Here is a 17,506-nt window from a genome sequence, read left to right on the forward strand (position 1 = left end):
GGACAATTATGATTATAACAATTGGACGTAAATGTGGTTGTAATGGTGACATAATAGGACATAAATTAGCAGAGAAATACAATATGGAATACTATAATAAAGCACGCATTTCAGAAATAGCGAAGCAAAAAGGGTTATATGATAAATATCCTGATTATTACAGTGAGATACCTATGGATATGTTACTTCACACAATATCAATGACTGATGATGACAGCATATATATGAAAACACCCAAAAAAGCATTGAAAGATATCGTTCCTGAAGATAATTTTGTTATTCTTGGAAGATGCGGAAATTATGCCTACAAAGATAATGAAAATGCAGTCTCAATATTTCTGACGGGAGACATAAGTGACAGAGAGAAAGTTATTTCAGATAAGCATGGCATATCTGTTAAAAAGGCACATAACCTGATTATGCAGACCGATGACAGAAGAGAGCGATATCATAAATACTACACCGGAGAAGAATGGGGAATGGCGCAAAATTATGACGTTTGTCTGAATGTTTCCGCACTTGGTGTGGATGGTGTGGTAGATGTAATTGAAAATTATATAAATGCCAGAAAATAATATCAGAAAGGTTAATACACCGCTATGCAGGAAAATACAACTCAGGAATATGAAAAGGCAGTTAAATATATTTATGATTTAATGCAGAATGGTTCACTACAGGTGGGAAGTAAACTTCCGGCAGAACGTATAATTGCACAGGAACTTGGAATCGGAAGAAATTCAACAAGAGAAGCTATAAGTATTCTAAGTGGAATGGGATTAGTTGACAGAGTACAGGGTTCAGGCAACTATATTTCGAAAAATGCAGGACAGTCAATAAGGCAGACAATAATAATGATGCTTGCATTAGGAAGTATCTCTAAGAAGGATATATGCGAATTCCGAAGAACAATGGAGAAGTCAGTATGCAGCCTGTTAATTGAGAAAAACGTACCGAAGGACAGAATGGATAATCTGAATAAACTGCTTATCAAAATGCAGGATTTAAAAGGAAAGAGGTTATCTGATACCGATAGGGAATTCCATAACGAATTGATTATATTAACGGAGAATAACCTGTTAATTATAATTATGGAAGCGATTACGGAAGTGTACCGGGAATGGATTGATTATGTCATTAAACGTGCAGATAATGATGTAAGAGAAGAATTAGTTGAATGTCACAAAGAAATATATATGAATATAATGCAAAAAGAATGTGATGAAACATTCAGGGCGATTGACAGGCACTATGATATAATAGAGGAAATGCTTGAATAAGTATCTGATTTGCAAAGTTAATTATGCAATCGTTTAAATAGAAAATAATTTCAGGAGAGAATACATATGCTTACACAATTTTCAAGAACAGAATTATTATTAGGTAAAGATTCAATGGAGAAATTAAAGAATTCCAGAGTCGCAGTATTCGGAATCGGAGGAGTCGGAGGTTATGTATGTGAAGCACTTGTAAGAAGTGGAGTCGGAGCATTTGATTTGATTGATGATGATAAAGTATGCCTTACGAATCTGAACAGACAGATTATTGCTACGAGAAAAACAGTGGGTAAATATAAGACCGAAGTGATGAGAGACAGAATACTTGAAATCAATCCACAGGCTGATGTAAGATTACATCAATGTTTCTTTTTACCTGAGAATTCTGATGAATTCCCATTTGAGGAATACGATTATGTTGTAGATGCGGTAGATACCGTAACTGCAAAGATAGAATTAGTAATGAAAGCGCAGGCGATGAACGTACCGATTATAAGCAGTATGGGAGCCGGTAACAAGCTCGACGGAAGTATGTTCAGGGTAGCTGATATATACAAGACAAAGGTATGCCCACTTGCTAAAGTTATGCGACGTGAACTTAAGAAAAGAGGCGTGAAGAAATTAAAGGTTGTTTATTCAGAAGAAATGCCTACAAGACCGATAGAAGATATGGCTATAAGCTGTCGCTCTAATTGCATATGTCCTCCGGGTGCCGCACATAAATGTACAGAACGAAGAGATATTCCCGGAAGCGTTGCATTTGTGCCATCGGTAGCAGGACTTATTATTGCTGGCGAAGTCGTGAAAGATTTGTGCAGAATTAACAAATAATTTGAAAATTATGTGAAAAATATACATAGATACTTTTATTTTGTAAATAATTATGGTATAAATGAGAGTACGTGTTCGCATTAGTGTGGATAAAATATTAAAAGTAAAGGAAAATGCATTAATTACATAATAAAATCTCAGATATATTATGTGATTATATCGTTACGGAACGAAATGCAAGGGATATTAATGAGAAAAAGAATTTTAGCCTTAGGTCTTTGTATTGCGATGGCATTTACAGCTACAGCATGTGGCAAGGATAAAGGTAAGAGTGCAAGCTCAGGAAATGTAGGAAAAGTAGCTAATACAAAGGCAGATATGTCAGGTACAGATTACAAATCTAAAGTTACATTAGCTGAATACAAAGGACTAAAAGTTGGTGAATCTACAGTCGATATTGATGAAGCAACAAAGAAGAAGATTAATTGTCTCCTTATTACATCAGGATATTTTACAGTTGATACAACAAATGTAACTCAGAAAGAGGGTACAGTTGAAGAATTTGATATTGTAAATATCGATTATACAGGTAAGATTGATGGCGCAGAATTCGAAGGCGGTACAGCTTCAGGTTCATTACTTGGTATCGGAACAGGTTCATTTATCGATGGATTCGAGGATGGACTTAAAGGTGTTAAGACAGGTGAAACAGTTGACCTTAACTTAAAATTCCCTGATGATTACCAGAATAAAGATGTTGCTGGTAAAAATGTTGTATTTACTGTAAAAGTTAATTATATTCTTGGAATCAATGACCAGTTCGTAGCTGACAACACAGACGAGATATATTACTTCTTACACGAATATTTCTTAAATGGTAAATCAGTTAAAACAGCAGATGAGTATTATGATGCAATTACAGAAGGAATCAAAGTTTCAAATATTGCATCTAAAATTGTTAGTGAGATAACAGATGCAACAAAAACAGAAATTAATGAAGCAGAACTTAATGAATATTTAGATGAAATTAAAGCACCTATTAAAGAAGCAGCAGAAAGCAATGGCGCTGATTTTGCAACACTTATATCATACTACTATGGATTATCTTCAGAAGAAGAATTTGATGAGTATTATACAAAGATATTCAAGAACTATCTTGTATTAATCAGTATTGCTAAAGAAGAAGGCATTAAGATTTCTGAAGATGAATACAATACAGTAGCACAGGCTATGGTAGATCACAGTAAAGGAAAATATGCTGATATAGCAGCATATCAGGTTGACTATGATAAACAGTCTACAGTAGATGATTTAATCTGTGGAAAAGTTTATTATAAACTTGCTGATTATGTTGAAGTAGTTCCAGATTCAGAAATTGAGACAGAAGCTGAGTCAACAACAGAAAATGAGACAACATCAGCAAAATAATATTTGACTTAAATTTGTAAGTAAATATATAAAAAGAGAACTCCCTATGAATATTTGCGATAGCATTCATAGGGAGTTATTAATTTTAATCAATATAAATAAAAGTTGTAATTAATAGTTTGCATGTATTTTTATTATTTCCTTAATTACCGGCAGATTATCAAGCGTGTAGTCAAAAGTATCAATCTGATAATCATAGCAGGTAGTATTTAGTGACTCTAAAATAAATCTGGTATGATGCTGTGGCATAGATAATACAATAGATTTCATAGTATTATAGAAACTGTCCTGCTGGTTAAATTTGTAGGATATTGTAAAACAGACCAATATTGAGAGATTATAATGATCAATCTCTTCAATTGTTTTAATCTGGTGTATCTTATTAAGCAGACACATATAGTCATCGTAAGATAAGTCGATAATATCAGATATCTTGGCATGTAGTCGCATTTTATCTTCAAAAATTTTGATAATATATTGTTGCATTTCATATAAACTTGTTGAATAGTTCCACATAATACAACACCTCTTCTCAAAATAATAACGCACTATTTCTATTAGTCTAATAATAACATTATTGAAAAAAATCGTCAAGAAATCTGTCTGTTATATTCAACCATATTCAACTAAATACTTGTAAAAAATAAATTAAAAATGTATAATGCCATTAGTGCTGAACTCGAAACTAAAGGAAAATAAAGTTAAGGGCAAAGCCATTAAAGATACTTAATCGTACTAAGCAAACCGGAATACCGTATGTAAAGGCATTGAGTGCAATAAGAATACAATACTATAACTATAGGATTATTCAGAATTATTGACTCTGCTTATGGCAGAGTTTTTTCCTTACCAGGAAATTTTGTTGGAATTGTCATGGTAAGGAAAAAACGCTCCGCGAGGATCGCGCTGCGGTGGAGCAGAAAATGTTGCTATAGCAACCCGCCGCAGGCGAAGAATGTCGCAAGCGACATTCTTTATTCGTTACCAGGAATTCTATAGTAAATGGAGGAAAAATGGAAACTAGAATTGCATTGATAGGGATTATCGTAGAAGACACAAATGCTGTGGAAAATGTAAACGAGATTCTACATAATTATGGCAGTTACATAATTGGCAGAATGGGAATTCCATATAGAGAGAAACAGGTGAATATTATAAGCATCGTAATAGATGCACCTAATGATGTTATCAGTTCTTTATCCGGTAAACTTGGAATGATTAAGGGAATATCAGTTAAAACTGTATATTCTAAGAAATAATTCTAAAAATACCTTTGAAAGAAGCAGAAACAGGAGGAAGAATCAATGACAAAGAGAATTTCAGCGGTTATTTTAACCTTGATGTTTGCAATGACATTATTAGCAGGCTGTGGCGGTGATAAAACTCAGAAAGAAACGACTAACAGTGTAGCCACAGGTAAAGATGATAAGGAAACAGTTAAGAATAATGAAGATAATAAAGATAATGGAATTTCATTTACGGCAGAAGATGCAAGAGAATATAATATTGCAATGTTAAAAGGACCTACAGCAATTGGCTTTGTTAAAGCATGGGACGATAGTGCATCAACCCAGACTAATGATAATAACAAATACAAAGTTACAGTATACGGTGCCGCTGATGAGATAACAGCAGGAATTGTAAAAGGTGATATAGATATTGCCGCCGTACCCTGCAATCTTGCATCGGTATTGTATAATAAGACAAATGGTGGAATTAAAGTCGCAGCCATTAATACACTTGGTGTACTCTATATGATTTCTACATCAGATGATATTTCAACAGTAACTGGCCTTAAAGGAAAAACAATTATAACTACAGGTCAGGGAACTACACCTGAATATACGCTTAATTATATTCTGGAGAAAAACGGTCTTAAACCGGGCGAAGATGTTAAGATAGAATACAAATCAGAGGCAACTGAAGTGGCAGCAGCTATGAGTGAAGCGACAGATGCAGTAGCAATGCTTCCACAGCCATATGTTACAACAGTTCTTGCACAGAACGAAAATATGAAAATAGTTCTGGATATGACTAAAGAGTGGGAAAAAGTTTCAGGCGGTTCACTTGTAACAGGTGTAGTAATTGTCAGAAATGAAGTCCTTGAAGAGAATAAAGCAGCATTTGACAAATTCTTAGCAGACTATAAGGAATCAACAGAATATGTTAACAGAAATGTAGATGAAGCAGCAGCATTAGTCGAGAAATATGATATATTCAAAGCAGCTATAGCTAAGAAGGCGATTCCTTACTGTAATATCAAGTTTGAATCAGGAGATGAGATGAAATCAGATATCTCTTCTTACTTAAATGTTTTATTTGATGCAGATGCGAAAGCAGTAGGTGGAACATTACCTGATGATGCATTTTATTATGTAAACTAAAATAGGAGGCCATATGAAAAGTCTGAATAATATTGTGAAAAAAATTGTCCTTACAATAACAGCAATATGTTTCTGGCTTTTTGTATGGCATTTTTTATCATTGAAAATAAACAGCAGTATATTTCTGCCATCGCCTGAGGCAACATATAAAGCATTAATAAGAATCGGTAAAAGGGCGGGCTTCTGGCAGACAATATTTAATACATTCAGTAAAATAGCAAAAGGCTTTCTGCTTGCATTAATAGCCGGAACATTTTCAGCAATTATATCTTCATTTGTGAAAATTATTGATGTGCTCGTGTCACCATTTATGCGTTTGCTAAAGACCGTACCGGTAGCTTCGTTTATAATTCTTGCACTTTTATGGGTCAAATCAGACAAACTATCGGTATTAATTTCATTTGTAATGGTAACACCTGTGGTTTACATAAATATATTGCAGAGCTTCGATAATGTTGATAATAATTTATTAGAAATGGCAGATATATTTAATGTAGGTCTTTTAAGAAGGCTTAGATTTATCTATGTTCCCGCATTAGTCAGTGGTTTTATGTCGGCTTGCAAGATAGGACTTGGTTTCTGCTTTAAAGCAGGAATTGCAGCAGAAATAATAGGACTGCCTTTCCAATCGATAGGCAGCGAATTATATAAATCGAAATTATATCTGATGACAGATGAGCTATTTGCGTGGACGGTTGTAATTGTGCTTATGAGTGTTTTTTTTGAAGGCGTATGCATATATTTATTAAATAAATTATCGTGTATTATTGAAAAAACCAATATAAGCAGAAAAGCAGAGAATGAGAATAAAGCAGATAAATCACATAAGAAAAAGGGAGAATATGAGAAATTAGAAAATAATAATATTTTAATGATTAAGGAAATTACAAAATCATATGGAAAACAAAAGGTATTAGAAAATATTTCATTTAACTTAAACGAAAGTGAACGAATCTGCATTTATGGCAAATCAGGAATTGGCAAGACAACGCTGCTTCGCATAATAGCAGGTCTTGAGAAAGCCGATAGCGGGAAAATTACATTTGTGGGGAAGGTGTCGATGGTATTTCAGGAGGACCGTCTGTTAGAAAATACAGATGTGTATACGAATCTATATTGTGTGCTTGGCAGCAGATTTGATAAAGCCGAAGCTGATATGCATCTGAAAGAAGTGGGATTAGAGGGTGTCGGTAATAAAATAGTCAGTGAATTAAGCGGGGGAATGAAGAGACGCGTAGCAATCGTAAGATGCATGATGAAGTCGTCTGAAATAATACTTCTAGACGAACCATTTAAGGGTCTGGATACAATTCTTAAAGACAATATAATCAGATATGTGGTAAAATATCTGAATGGAAGAGCTGTTATTATGGTAACACATGATATCTCAGAAGCAGAAAAAATACAGGCTGAAATTATTGAAATTAAGAATTTGGGACGGAAAAATGAGAATATTTATTAATCAGGTAAATAATGGTTTAAAAATTAAGACATTAATATTAAGATATATCTTAATTATTGTCATTATGTTAATCGGGCTTAACTACGGAAATAAAGTCTATGGAGCAGACGAAAATGGAAATGTTGTAGTCGTAATTGATCCGGGACATGGTGGATTAAGAGGCGAATCGGACGATGGTGCAATAAATGGTAATATTGTAGAAAGACATATAAATATGATTGTTGCGAAGGCAATGTATGAAGAACTGTCAAAATATAATGGCATAAAAGTATATCTGACACACGATAGTGAAGATGTGTCGATGTCACTAAGGGCAAGGAGTGAATTTGCAAAGAGTGTGAATGCAGATTTTCTCTTTAGCATACATTTTAATGCATCAGAACTACATAGCAAATATGGTTCGGAAGTCTGGATTCCAAGCATCGGAAGTTACTATGTGGCGGGATATCAGTTTGCGGATATTGAGCTAAATGAACTGTCACAAATGGGGCTTCTTATACGTGGAATCAAGACCAGAATTGGAGATGACGGTGACGAATATTACGGAATTATCAGGGAAAATGAGTGGCGTGGCATAAATGCAGTAATTATAGAGCATTGCTACGTGGATAATAAAGAGGACAGAAGATACATAGTAAATGAAAATACTGAGAATGATAATGCTGAAAATGTAAATATCGAAAATCTGGAGAAGTTTGGTAAACTTGATGCGACTGCCGTAGCAAAATATTTTGGATTAAAAAGCACCGAACTTGGTGTGGATTATTCTGACTATAAGAAATTAGATGTTGCCGAGCCACAAGAAAGAGTATATCCTGATAATACCCCGCCTGAAAAATGCAGCATATACCTTAAATATATTGGAAATAATAGTATAACATTTTCCGTAAGTGCAAAAGATTCGGACTCATATATAAATTATTATTCATATTCTTTAGATGGTGGTAAGACATTTTCAGAACTGAAAATCTGGAATGATAAGAGAAGTTCAGAAGATACCATTGAGGTTACTTTATCAGATATTAATGTCGATATTGGAAATTTAATTGTGAGGGTTTATAATAGAGATGATGTGAGTTCGGACAGCAATATTATTGAACTTAATGGAATTATGAAACAGAAAAGTGATAAAACAGACTCAGATAATAGAAGCTCTGAAGCCAAATCATTTGTTAAAGATAATAGAAATACATTTATTGGAATGGCGTTAATAGTGTGCGGAATAATTATTACATTTATATGTATGAAAAAATGCAGACGATAGATAAAATCAAAGAATATAATGAAAGAAACGCAGTTATTCAATGATAATATCAAAAGATTATGGAGGAAAAAATGCAGTTAGTTAAAGGAAGACCTGAAAATACAGATGACAGACTTGCTAAAGAGGTTCGTGTTTACGACCTGTTAGATAGTCTTTCAATTGAATATGAAAGAGTAGACCATGAGGCAGCGAATACAATGGAAGATTGTGAAGAAGTAGATAAAATTCTTGACGCAACAGTTTGTAAAAATCTGTTCTTATGTAATACCCAGAAAACTAAATTTTATCTATTGATGATAGTTGGCGATAAAAAGTTTAAGACAAAGGAAATCTCATCACAGATTAACAGTCCGAGATTATCATTTGCTTCGCCTGAATTTATGGAAAAATATTTAGACATAACGCCAGGTTCAGTCAGTGTTATGGGACTTATGAATGACACTGATAATGCAGTAAGACTTTTGGTAGATGAAGAATTATTAGACGGCGAATATATTGGATGCCATCCATGTATTAACACATCGAGTCTGAGATTTAAGACAAAGGATTTGATTGAAAAAATTTTACCTGCAATGCATCATGATATGACTGTTGTTAAATTATAAAATTCGTTGATGAATAAACCAGAAAAAGACATAAGAACAGTCAGGATGAGTTGATAAAATTACTACGGAATGGAGATTACAATGGAAAAAATAAGAATATACAATGAAAATGGCGAAGATACCGGTAAGGTGGTTACAAGAGGCGAATACAAACCTGCGGATGGAGAATTTGTGTTAGCAGCAGTTATGATAGTAAGAATTGGAGAAAAAGTTCTTATTACAAAACGTGATAAAAATAAATCGTTTGCAGGAATGTGGGAGTTCCCAGGAGGTGCAGTTCGCGCAGATGAGGACAGCAAAGAAGCAGGAATAAGAGAACTTAAGGAAGAAACAGGCATTACTGTAGTACCTGATAAATTCAATTATCTTGGACAATTGAATATTGATGGCAGCAGCTTGCTTATGGATGTATATGATGTGGAAGCAAATCCACATTTGAAACTTAAAGATATCAAATTACAACCTGGAGAAACAGTAGAAGCAAAGATTCTTACAGTAGATCAGATTGATGAGATGTATGACAGACTTACACTTGCTGACCAGATGATATTTGATGAATTTGTGGTGTGTATGGACGAATATTATGAATAGGAATTTAAGAATAGTTAGTTATGAAATAATAAGTTTAAATAGTAAATTAGAAATAGTAAGTTATAAATGGTAAATTAGAAATAGTAAGTTATAAATAATAAGTTAGAAAAGTTATTGGCATAGTATTTATATAAGTAACAGAATGGAAATATTGAATAATATAATGTTATGAAGAAGAGTGAACTTTATAAAGCCAGGAGAAGAATGAGCTTTATAAAGTCAGGAGGTTTGAATGATAGATATTATTATTGGTATTCTTATACCATTTATAGGAACAACATTAGGTGCAGCATGTGTGTTCTTCCTTAAAGATCAGATAAGACCGAAGATTCAAAAGGCATTATTAGGCTTTGCATCAGGAGTAATGGTGGCGGCATCGGTATGGTCGCTCATTATACCAGCAATCGATATGTCATCATCAATGAAACGACTTGCATTTATACCAGCTTGTACAGGACTTGCACTTGGTATGGCATTTTTATTAATAATGGATAGAATTATCCCTCATTTACATATGGGTTCAGATGAACCTGAGGGTATTAAAGCGAATTTAAAAAAAACGACAATGCTTGTCTTTGCAGTAACACTTCATAATATACCAGAGGGTATGGCAGTTGGTGTAGCTTTCGCAGGATTTGCATCTGGGGACAAAGCGATATCATTTGCGGGCGCAATTGCACTTTCTATTGGTATTGCAATACAGAATTTCCCGGAGGGAGCAATTATTTCATTACCACTTAAAGCGGATGGCAATGGCAAATTCAAGGCGTTTTTATACGGAACATTATCTGGAATAGTTGAGCCTATTGCGGCATTTATAACCGTAGCCTTTGCAAATGTCCTGACACCGATTTTACCGTATGTATTATCATTTGCGGCCGGAGCAATGTTATATGTTGTAGTCGAGGAACTGATTCCGGAGGTATCAGAGGGCGAACATTCCAATATCGGAACGATTGGCTTTGGGATTGGATTTATTGTAATGATGGTGTTAGATGTGGCATTGGGGTAGGGAATAGGCAAGTTAGGTAGAATAATTAGATTTGAGATAGAGTTGAACAGAAGTTATATGATAGCGAAAGAGACTAGGGGCTTTGGAGTCCCTGTGAGAGAATGATAGATATGTGTAGTTCAATGTAGAAAAACAATATGATTGTAGAAAAATGGAGAATGGCAAATGATAATAAGTGAAAATGACAAAATACAAGATATAATAAGTGGCTTGGAAACAGCATATATTGATAGCAATATTAATTCAAATTTAGCATATAGACCAGAATTTATTTCAAATGATTATAAAAAGGGGAAAAAGGTTCTTGTGTCTATTGAAAATGAACTGCGTAAGTGTGATGAATTTTCAATAAGTGTTGCGTTTATAACTATGAGTGGAATAACTCCTTTGTTGCAAATTTTAAAGGAATTAGAAGAAAAGAATATTCCAGGTAAAATATTAACTACAAATTATCTGAACTTTAGTGAACCAGAAGCATTATCTAAATTATCTGAATTAAAAAATATTGAGCTTAAAATGTTTTGTACAAATGATACAACAGGTGGTTTTCATACAAAGGGATATATATTTAGAGAACAGGAAATATATAAAATTATAATTGGAAGTTCTAATATGACATTAAGTGCCATTACTAAAAATCGTGAATGGAATACAAAAATTGTATCAACATCACAAGGAAAAATGGCAAATGAAATATTAGAAGAATTTAATACATTATGGAATGATGAACATTCAATTGAGTATAATGAATTCATTGAGCAGTATAGAGTAAATTATGAAATAATTAAAAAGCAGAAGAGTATTGCAAATAAGGGAAAAATAACATCTATTGAGAATTATAAATTAAAGCCTAATAAAATGCAGATTGAGTTTATTACCAACTTAAAGAATTTAATGGCTAAAAAATGTGATAGGGCTTTGTTGATATCAGCAACAGGTACAGGAAAAACTTATGCTTCGGCATTTGCTATGCGTGAATTAGGCTTTAAAAAAGTTCTATTTCTAGTACATAGAGAACAGATTCTTAAACAGGCACAAGCCTCATATAAAAAGGTTTTACCTTCTGATATCTCTACGGGATTACTTTCAGGTAATTATAAGGAAATAGAAGCAGATTATTTGTTTTCAACGATTCAAACTATGAGCCGTTCAAATATGTTAGAGAATTTTGAAAGAGATAGATTTGAGTGTATTATAATTGATGAAACGCATAAAGCTGGTGCAGAGAGCTATCATAAAATTATTAATTATTTTAAACCGAAACTTCTGCTAGGAATGACAGCTAGTCCGGAGAGAACAGATGGGTTTGATATATATAAATTATTTGACCATAATATTGCAAGTGAAATAAGATTACAAGATGCGTTGAAGGAAGATTTATTATGTCCATTTCATTATTTTGGAATATCCGATTTAGAAGTGGATGGAAAGACTATTGATGATAATTCTGATTTTAGTTTTCTGGCAAATGAAGCAAGGGTAGATCATATCATAAAGCAGGCAGAATATTACGGACATGATGGAGATAGAGTAAAAGGATTAATATTTTGTAGTAGAAATGAGGAGGCGAAGGAACTATCTAAGGAATTTAATAAGAGAGGATATAATACAGTTGCACTTTCAGGTTCAAATACACAGGATGAAAGAGAAGAAGCTATACAAAGACTTGAGATGGATTGCGGTAATATGAGTTCAAATGCGGAGAAAACATTAGATTATATTTTTACTGTGGATATCTTTAATGAAGGTGTTGATATTCCGGAAGTTAATCAGATAATTATGTTAAGACCAACTATATCGGCAATTGTATTTGTGCAGCAGTTAGGACGTGGTCTTAGAAAATCTGATAATAAAGAATATGTAGTAGTCTTAGACTTTATTGGCAATTATAATAATAATTTTCTTATTCCAATAGCATTATCAGGAGATAGAACTTATAACAAAGATACAGTTAGAAAATATATTCGTGAGGGTTCAAGAATTATACCAGGTTGTTCTACAATTCATTTTGAAGAAATAACTAAGAAAAAAATATTTGAATCTATAGATAGAATGACAACGACTAAACGAATGCTTACGGATAAGTATAATCAGGTTAAATATAAACTTGGAAGGATACCAACTATTTTGGATTTTTATAAATTAGGTGAAATTGAGCCTATGCTTTTTATTAATTATGCTAAAACCTATGATAATTTTCTTAGAATGGTAGATAAAGATTATAAAATAACATTTTCACTAAAAGAAGAGCAGATATTGGCATTTATTTCTGCACTTATAATAGATGGTAAGAGGCCACATGAATTGCTTATGCTTAAAATGATGATTGAAGACAGAATTATAAATGAAGATTCATTTAAGAATGAGCTTGAAAAAATTGGTGAAAAATATAAGGCAGTTGATTATAATTCGGCTAAACGAATATTGAATATGGAGTTTATAGCAGGTGCTGATATAAAAAAATATTCAGATATCGAATTGATTTCTGATGAAAAATCAGCTAAGGATATGTTTATGCGTTCAATTAGCTTTTGGAATAAACTTAAACATGTGGAATTTAGAAGAGAATTAAACAACTTAATCGAATACGGAATGTTAAGATATAAAGATTTATATTCGGAACATGATGACAATAATATGGTATTGTATCAGAAGTATTCAAGAAAAGATGTTTGTCGTCTTATGAACTGGGATAAAGATGAGAGTTCTACAATGTATGGATATAGAATTAAACATAATACTTGTCCTATATTTGTTACATATGAAAAGAAAAGTGATATTTCAGATAGTACAAAATATGAAGATGAATTTATAAATAATCAGATATTTAGTTGGATGACTAGAAATGGTGTGTCATTAAATAGCAGAGAAAGTGAAGATATAATAAATTATAAGCAAACAGGTTTGAAAATATGTTTATTTATTAAGAAAAGCGATGGTGAAGGTACCGATTTTTATTATATGGGTGAAGTCGAGCCAATTAAATGGAATGAGACAACTATAAGAAACAATAAGGGAAAAAAATTGCCAATAGTTAATTTTATTTTTAGACTTAAACATAGTGTAAGAGATGACATATATGAGTACATTGTAAATGGTTAATTACTATTAATATAAGAATTTTTGGCATAGAATAATTTTCATTGAAGGTCAAATGAAAAACTAAATTCCAGTTCAAGTTGATTTGGCCTCGTATTTTCGATTTTGAGCAACTTTTTTGAAGATACCCTATACAAAAGTACCTTGAAAAGTGCTATAATTCGTTGTACCAAGTCTGTTTGTTTGCATGGCAAACAGACAGTTGGAGAAAATTGGGCAAAAATAAATTCCACCTGTCTCGGAGAAAATTTTGATGAGTTTTGGTGGTTATCTATCTGCTCTTGTGTTTAAGATTTGAGTGTTTTATATGAGACCATGCTCCATTAAGATGTCAGCATAGTCTTCATAGGCCTTTTGCCAGACATCAAGTTCTTCATTTAATGATGCTATTTTATATTCCAAATATTCGATATCTCTTTGGACTTCTAAGTATTTATCCAGGAAAATGTCGTATGGAATAGTAAGATTATTGTTCATGACGGATCTCTCTTTCTTTGACACTGTTTTCTATAAGTACCGGTTTTAGCACGACATTGTCTGGGGAGACTTTATGCTGTCCTGTTAAAAGCGGTATTTTTTTGTCCAAAAGCAGGTCTGCCAAATCAAAAGGAGATGCACCATTGAGGCTGTCTCTGGCTGTTGAATTAATGTGGCTGGCCATGAGATTTATATCTTCCTGAGTGTATTTATACATGCTCCGACCTTTTGGGATGATATAACGTATATATTCATGATTCTTTTCAAGCCGCCCCTTCTGGTTGGAAACATAAGGATCGCAGTAAAACACATAAGTTCTGTGTGTGCCGGCTTCGTTTTTCTCGATTTCCCAGGGATTCTTAAATTCAGAGCCGTTATCTGTGAGAATAACCGGAAAGTATTTCTTAAAGGTCCTGATTCCAATGGTCTCACAAAGGTCATCGATCGCCTTGATGACGCTTTTTTGTGTACAGTCAGGGAGTAGAATAATAATCATGAAACTACAGCTTCTAAATAGAAGTGTAAGCAGACATTTTCCTTTTTCACGGCTGCCTTTGACGGTATCCATTTCAACTACGTCAGTATCCGGATGAGCTTCCATAAAGCGTTCAAAATCAATATAAGTGCGCTTGTTACGATAAGTCTGTTGGTAATCCTTTTTACGAGGCTCGGAGCGTTTCTTACGCTTTTTGTAACGGACACGACGTGGTAAATCGATATTGCGTGCTTTGAAAACGCATTGGTCGAAGTAGTTATATAGAGTTCTTCGGCAGACCGGTATTTCATCTTTGTGAACTGCGAAGATATGACTCAATGGCTGACCTTTGAGGACTAAAGGAGAGATCAAATCGTTTAATTCTTGAAGTTCTTCGGGTGTCATATTGATACCTTTTCTGGAATCGGTCCATTTTTTTTCATAGGAGGCCTGGGCTTTATTGGCGACATATAAGGCTTTGGGAAGAGGGCACCATTTATACTTGTCACAGGCATTGCACACATATGGTGGCTTGCCCAGCTGACCGCAGTTCCAGGGAATAAAATCGGGACAGACATGTGTAGGATTTTTCTTATAGCAGTTACGACAACGCCATTTACACCAATCGCCGCAGATGCTTTTCCGAAAACAGTCACCATAGTTTTGACAGGCATGACATTTTCCGGTATATCTGGCATCTTCAATAATTCGTGCGCGCTTTACTTCCTTAGAGATGGTGGAAGGGTCTTTGTCTATGATAGACGCAATGGAGCTGAATGTACTTCCTTGTACCAGTTCCTGTTCAATATAAATTCGTTCTGTCAGTGTTAAATGTTTTTGATTATGAATGGTATTCTTATTTTTGTTCATGGTAATCCTTTCTGACAGACAGATAACCATGGATATAGTAACAGAAACTATGTGCAAGAGTAAATTCCGAATTTGATGATTTTAGGGTTAGGAAACTGGAATTTAAAAATTCACATTACGAATTTTCATTGAATAGTAAAATTTGAATATTATTATACAATATATCATTATAAACAATAAACAGTAAGAAATAATGTAACCTTTTTAAAAGTATAATATAAAATCTACAGAATGGAGCTTAATAATAAAAATATGAAAAAGATTATAAAAGTTGTTGCAGCAGTAATATGTTCAAAAAATCAAAATGGACAATCTGTTATATTAGCGACACAGAGAGGCTATGGAGAATTTAAGGGAGGCTGGGAATTTCCTGGAGGTAAAATAGAACCTGGTGAAACACCACAGGAAGCATTGATAAGAGAAATTAAAGAAGAGCTGGATACTAAGATTTCAGTAGATAAGTTAATCGACACGGTCGAATATGATTATGATACGTTTCATCTTTCTATGGCTTGTTATTGGTGTAGTTTAGAATCTGATAAAATAATCTTAAAAGAACATGAAGCGGCAAGATGGCTGACACAAGATGAACTATATAATGTTGAATGGTTACCAGCGGATATTTCTATTGTAGATAGTGTTAGGGATGAAATGAAGCAAGATAAAAATAAGTAACATAAAAGGAAGCCACAGAGTGACTTCCCCAGTGTAGTCCGAAAACATACACCTCTTTCAATAACTATAATATACAATAAATTCTGAAAATATGCAAGGTAAATAATAAATATTTCTTATTTATGTGTTGAGATATGCTTCTAAAGCTATAACTTTTTGAGAAACGTTTTGTTGTATTATCTGTGAATAAATAGCTGGAGTTACTTGCTTTTTGAGAAGCTGATTTTGTGACTTGTATGCAGTAACAAGTTGTTTGGCTCTTTGAGAACTGAAATCAATACGTTTCAGTAGACAACATACAATGATTATGTAATCAATTAAAGAATATAAAGTTATATTTTGAATGCATGTCTCTTTTTCAACCCATTTTTTTAATACAGAGCTGATTTTTCTATCTTTGAACCTTGTGTCAAAAACTATATTGTTATGAGCAACAGAATTGCGTAATGATTTTATGGTATATAGTATATTACTTAGTAGATTTCTATTAGTATCAATAGTAATATCAAACATGTCTAATTGTGTCATTATATGTTCGCGCATAGATGTGTTCAAGCATTCAAAAAATCTTGCAAGATCACTCAGATACAATATTTCAAAAACAACCCATAGAGGTAAATCCTCACCACGATTGTAAAAATGACGAACCATTTGATTATCGTTGTCCCCTTCATCGTGGTAGCGTGTAGATAATTTTAAATATACAGAGTTTCTTAGTTTAAGACGTTTAGATTGTAAATTTGTATTTGTTGGATTGTCCTTCATGCGCTCTTTGTAGACATATTCAAATGTACCAATTTTTAAGCCATTTACAGATTCATTACAGACAATATTTTTGATTGCGGTTTCAATAAACATAAGATCAGAATATAAAGCTGCTTTCAGATTGTTATCATATTCAATAACAGCGACCACTTCGCTAAAGTTTGTGTATGGAATCTGGTTATGTTGGTTTTTTATGAAGCGGTATCCCTTATATCCATGATAATATCCATAACTAATCAACTGTTGCTTTTGAAAACTACCTTTTATCTGTATATTACAATCATTTCGTAAATGACGCATTAATCCATTTATTGTTTGAGGTCTCCCCATTTAGTAACCTTCTTTCTTTTGGTG

17 protein-coding genes and 1 pseudogene are annotated in these 17,506 nt (G+C 33.3%); 13 read left to right on the top strand and 5 right to left on the bottom strand.

Annotated elements, in window-relative coordinates; all coding sequences use genetic code 11:
* The first annotated feature begins 8 nt into the window (after positions 1-8).
* The 4 genes from OCV48_RS08070 to OCV48_RS08085 all read left to right on the top strand — a co-directional run bounded on the left by OCV48_RS08070 (position 9) and on the right by OCV48_RS08085 (position 3,473).
* The gene (locus OCV48_RS08070) at positions 9-575 is read left to right on the top strand and encodes a cytidylate kinase-like family protein (protein WP_021983954.1); all 567 of its coding nucleotides are present in this window, start codon (positions 9-11) and stop codon (positions 573-575) included.
* Between the two features lie 24 nt (positions 576-599).
* Complete coding sequence (locus OCV48_RS08075; RefSeq protein WP_021983955.1) at positions 600-1,277, top strand: FadR/GntR family transcriptional regulator; 678 nt, start codon at positions 600-602, stop codon at positions 1,275-1,277.
* A 66-nt stretch (positions 1,278-1,343) separates the two neighbouring features.
* Positions 1,344-2,105, top strand: a complete 762-nt coding sequence (locus tag OCV48_RS08080) for a tRNA threonylcarbamoyladenosine dehydratase (RefSeq protein ID WP_021983956.1) — start codon at positions 1,344-1,346, stop codon at positions 2,103-2,105.
* Between the two features lie 189 nt (positions 2,106-2,294).
* Positions 2,295-3,473, top strand: coding sequence for an FKBP-type peptidyl-prolyl cis-trans isomerase (locus tag OCV48_RS08085; protein ID WP_021983957.1), 1,179 nt, complete (start codon positions 2,295-2,297; stop codon positions 3,471-3,473).
* A 111-nt stretch (positions 3,474-3,584) separates the two neighbouring features.
* Here the strand turns inward: OCV48_RS08085 and OCV48_RS08090 are convergent, their stop codons facing one another.
* Entirely contained in the window at positions 3,585-3,989 is a 405-nt protein-coding gene (locus OCV48_RS08090; protein ID WP_021983958.1) for a hypothetical protein, read from the bottom strand.
* 497 nt (positions 3,990-4,486) lie between these two features.
* Between OCV48_RS08090 and OCV48_RS08095 the strand changes: the two genes are divergently transcribed.
* The 8 genes from OCV48_RS08095 to OCV48_RS08130 all read left to right on the top strand — a co-directional run bounded on the left by OCV48_RS08095 (position 4,487) and on the right by OCV48_RS08130 (position 13,893).
* Positions 4,487-4,732 carry a TM1266 family iron-only hydrogenase system putative regulator gene (locus OCV48_RS08095; protein WP_021983959.1) on the top strand — a complete coding sequence of 82 codons (246 nt, stop codon included), beginning with the start codon at positions 4,487-4,489 and terminating at the stop codon, positions 4,730-4,732.
* Positions 4,733-4,777: 45 nt separating this feature from the next.
* Positions 4,778-5,857, top strand: coding sequence for an ABC transporter substrate-binding protein (locus OCV48_RS08100; protein ID WP_021983960.1), 1,080 nt, complete (start codon positions 4,778-4,780; stop codon positions 5,855-5,857).
* Positions 5,858-5,870: 13 nt separating this feature from the next.
* Entirely contained in the window at positions 5,871-7,319 is a 1,449-nt protein-coding gene (locus OCV48_RS08105) for an ATP-binding cassette domain-containing protein (protein ID WP_021983961.1), read from the top strand.
* Positions 7,303-8,583 carry an N-acetylmuramoyl-L-alanine amidase family protein gene (locus OCV48_RS08110; RefSeq protein ID WP_021983962.1) on the top strand — a complete coding sequence of 427 codons (1,281 nt, stop codon included), beginning with the start codon at positions 7,303-7,305 and terminating at the stop codon, positions 8,581-8,583. The genes OCV48_RS08105 and OCV48_RS08110 overlap by 17 nt, the downstream gene beginning before the upstream one ends.
* 71 nt (positions 8,584-8,654) lie before the next feature.
* Positions 8,655-9,188, top strand: a complete 534-nt coding sequence (locus OCV48_RS08115; protein WP_021983963.1) for a prolyl-tRNA synthetase associated domain-containing protein — start codon at positions 8,655-8,657, stop codon at positions 9,186-9,188.
* 81 nt (positions 9,189-9,269) lie between these two features.
* A complete protein-coding gene (locus OCV48_RS08120; RefSeq protein WP_021983964.1) occupies positions 9,270-9,779 on the top strand; it encodes an NUDIX domain-containing protein in 510 nt (169 codons plus the stop codon).
* Between the two features lie 232 nt (positions 9,780-10,011).
* A complete protein-coding gene (locus OCV48_RS08125; RefSeq protein WP_021983965.1) occupies positions 10,012-10,791 on the top strand; it encodes a ZIP family metal transporter in 780 nt (259 codons plus the stop codon).
* A 165-nt stretch (positions 10,792-10,956) separates the two neighbouring features.
* Complete coding sequence (locus tag OCV48_RS08130) at positions 10,957-13,893, top strand: DUF3427 domain-containing protein (protein ID WP_147591624.1); 2,937 nt, start codon at positions 10,957-10,959, stop codon at positions 13,891-13,893.
* Positions 13,894-14,193: 300 nt separating this feature from the next.
* On the opposite strand, the gene OCV48_RS08135 is transcribed toward OCV48_RS08130, so the two are convergent.
* The 3 genes and pseudogenes from OCV48_RS08135 to OCV48_RS08145 form a co-directional block, all read right to left on the bottom strand.
* Positions 14,194-14,367, bottom strand: a complete 174-nt coding sequence (locus OCV48_RS08135) for a hypothetical protein (protein WP_021982349.1) — start codon at positions 14,365-14,367, stop codon at positions 14,194-14,196.
* Entirely contained in the window at positions 14,357-15,364 is a 1,008-nt protein-coding gene (locus OCV48_RS08140) for an IS30 family transposase (protein WP_262559476.1), read from the bottom strand. The genes OCV48_RS08135 and OCV48_RS08140 overlap by 11 nt, the downstream gene beginning before the upstream one ends.
* 180 nt (positions 15,365-15,544) lie before the next feature.
* Positions 15,545-15,712, bottom strand: a pseudogene (locus OCV48_RS08145) (helix-turn-helix domain-containing protein); the annotation flags it as partial.
* Between the two features lie 252 nt (positions 15,713-15,964).
* On the opposite strand from OCV48_RS08145, the gene OCV48_RS08150 reads away from it, so the two are divergent.
* Entirely contained in the window at positions 15,965-16,387 is a 423-nt protein-coding gene (locus OCV48_RS08150; RefSeq protein WP_147591626.1) for a (deoxy)nucleoside triphosphate pyrophosphohydrolase, read from the top strand.
* Positions 16,388-16,507: 120 nt separating this feature from the next.
* On the opposite strand, the gene OCV48_RS08155 is transcribed toward OCV48_RS08150, so the two are convergent.
* Positions 16,508-17,482: an Abi family protein gene (locus OCV48_RS08155; RefSeq protein ID WP_021983981.1), complete on the bottom strand. Its 975-nt coding sequence runs from the start codon at positions 17,480-17,482 to the stop codon at positions 16,508-16,510.
* Positions 17,483-17,506: the final 24 nt, after the last annotated feature.

It is taken from the genome of Bovifimicola ammoniilytica, assembly GCF_025567085.1.
Classification (GTDB): domain Bacteria; phylum Bacillota; class Clostridia; order Lachnospirales; family Lachnospiraceae; genus Bovifimicola; species Bovifimicola ammoniilytica.